Genomic DNA, 2656 nt, shown 5'->3' on the forward strand with positions numbered 1-2656 from the left:
AAAGGTACAAGTATTACAAGAATGATTAGAAATCTTTGCAGCACAGCGATCGCCTCCAGCCTCCATCTGTTGCACGGGAAGGTAGTCGTTGATTTATTGTGACTGATTTTGCCCTCGACTGACGAGTGTAGGAGGTGCAGGGAGAGGCACAGGGGAGAGGTGCAGGGGAGCGAAATCTCATTGCCTCCTCGCCTCTGCTTGGCTTCTGTCTCAAGCTAGGTGGGGGCTGGATTAAATGTAAAGTAAAAATTAAGCAGTTCTCTGTTGTTGGCTTGCATCTGTGAAATCACAAACGTCGCTACATCTGGGCAAAGCCTCGAAAAGCTCCCAGTTTCAAACCCTGATTGCCGATAGTCTCACCGTTTTTTGGGGGGATTGGTTAGATTTACGTGTCCGAATTGTGCAGGTGGCAGCATCTGGGCTAATATCGCCTCTGATTTACATTCTGGCGTTTGGATTGGGGTTGGGTAGTTCCATTAAGCCCGGTGTCGGAATTAGCGGTAATTACAATAACTATCTGGAATTCATTTTGCCGGGGATGGTGGCGCTATCGTCGATGGTGATTAGTTTCACTGGCACGACATTTTCCATCTGTGGCGATCGCTTGTTCTCGAAAACTTTTGAAGAAATGCTGCTGGTACCAGTGCATCCTCTCGCTTTGCACTTAGGCAAAATGCTAGCTGGCGTGGTGCGGGGGTTGATGACAGCGGGTTCGGTGATTTTAGTAGCGGTACTCTTCACCGGCAAGGTTTGGAGTTTTTTGAACCCTTTGTTTCTGCTGTTGGTAGTGCTGAATTGCGCGGTGTTTGCCGGGTTGGGTGTGATTGTCGGGTTAAGCGTGCGATCGCTCGAAGCGGTTGGTCTTTACAATAATTTCGTCATCATCCCCATGTCGTTTTTGGGCGCAACTTTCTTCGATCCCGCAACTCTCCCGGCTGCCCTGAAAGTAGTCGTCTATCTGCTGCCCCTAACTTATACCAGTATTGGCTTACGCGCCGCCGCTTACTTGCCAATGTCGCAGTTTCCCTGGTACTCGGTGCCGATTTTAGTGGTGATGGCGATCGCGCTTTCCTTCGTCGGTGCTTATCAATTCGCTCATCAACAAGATTAATTGATTCAGTGAAGGTGGGCACTGTCCACCTTTCTTCACTAATCAGCTAACTAGAATTGTGTCGAAAAGTTTGAGAAGTTTCAAGTCCTCAAAAGCCTTAAAATCGCGGTATTTTTCCAGTTCTTGCTTGCTTTTCGGGAAAAATATACCAAGCCCCGAAAAATTTTCATATTCTGGAATAGGGCGAAATAATGTACCATTTTGTTTTACTTTATAAATGATTGAATTATTTAAAAAATCAACGAATTCATTGTATTTATTTTGATTTGCTCCTGACTGATTGGTGATAGTTTGAAAAAATGAGACAACATCGACAAACCGCTCACCCATATACTTATAAGTTGTCAGGTTGCTCAAATTTATATTTTTTATATTAGCTGCCAGAACTGCATCGATAAGCGGATTAATTTTTGCAGATAGTTGCGTGATAGCACGATTATTGATAGCGGTATAGCTATGGTACATATCGCTAGATTCAAACTCCATAATCTTTTCCGCTAGCTGTCCTCCACTAATTTCTGGTTGACGCCCCAAAAAATTAAATAATTGCTCGTAATAATAATTGGGAACACCTAGCAGTAATTGGGAAGAAAGAGTGTATTTAGCTGTATCTCGAAAAGTATAGTTGGCTTCAATAGTTCCTTTATTGCAATTTTGAAAGAAAACTAACTCCACTCGCTTGCCTACTTGCTGATTAAAATTTGCGATCAGACTGCTCAATTTTTGGATATTCATCCATTGAGTTTTTAAATTTAAGCCTGGTTCAGGGTGTTCATCTGGGCTAATTTCATCTAAACGACCCCCATGTCCTAAGAATACAATTGCCCATTTTTTAGCTTGAAATTGCGACTTAGCCCAGCTAAGGTATTCCGAAAAAGCTTCTTCACTGGCGCTGTTTGCTGTATTTAAGCTTTGAGTAGAAATAGTTCCTTTAGTAAGGATGCTTCTTGAAATTCTTTTAGCTCCGGTAAAATCAGATTGTACCGCTACAAGGATATTGTCGCTTTTTACACTTTTCGTAAGCATATCCATAATAGGAGTGCCAAATTTTGAAAGGTCGTTATCATAAGGCATCCAATATAAAAAAATCCATTCGTAGAGTCGCTTATTGCTCATGGTTGTAGCAATAATATCTGACTGATTTTGGCTGATTAAAATCAAATTTCCTAAAAAGGATACACTACCTAACGCCGAATACTGAAGCAACTTTCTGCGCTTCATAGAGCTAGTAACTCAGTAATTATGGATGAATGCTTCGATGTTAACCCCTGGCAAAGCAAACTCGCAAGATCAAGCGACCCGCTTTCCTTCGTCGGTGCTTATCAATTCGCTCATCAGCAAGATTAAATTTTGAACCGTCAAAATACTAAGGACGCTCAGAAGAGGATTTAATTGCGCGATCGCTCTGTTGACTCAACCTCTACCTCAACCTAGTCGCTACCTGCACTCGGCTAGTGGAGTGCCATCTTTGGTCTTTCCAGATATCAAAAACATCATTGTTTCGACTATCAACTCGATGACATCCCATCCAATGCTTGTCATCTC

The 2656-nt window shown here is 42.5% G+C and carries 2 protein-coding genes; one reads left to right on the forward strand and one right to left on the reverse strand.

Annotated elements, in window-relative coordinates:
* Nucleotides 1-280: 280 nt before the first annotated feature.
* A complete protein-coding gene (locus H6F50_RS25140) occupies nucleotides 281-1111 on the forward strand; it encodes an ABC transporter permease (protein WP_190430791.1) in 831 nt (276 codons plus the stop codon).
* 42 nt (nucleotides 1112-1153) lie between these two features.
* Here the strand turns inward: H6F50_RS25140 and H6F50_RS25145 are convergent, their stop codons facing one another.
* Nucleotides 1154-2317 carry a clostripain-related cysteine peptidase gene (locus H6F50_RS25145; RefSeq protein WP_190430792.1) on the reverse strand — a complete coding sequence of 388 codons (1164 nt, stop codon included), beginning with the start codon at nucleotides 2315-2317 and terminating at the stop codon, nucleotides 1154-1156.
* Nucleotides 2318-2656 lie beyond the last annotated feature (339 nt).

The organism is Coleofasciculus sp. FACHB-712 (assembly GCF_014695635.1).
GTDB lineage: Bacteria > Cyanobacteriota > Cyanobacteriia > Cyanobacteriales > FACHB-T130 > FACHB-T130.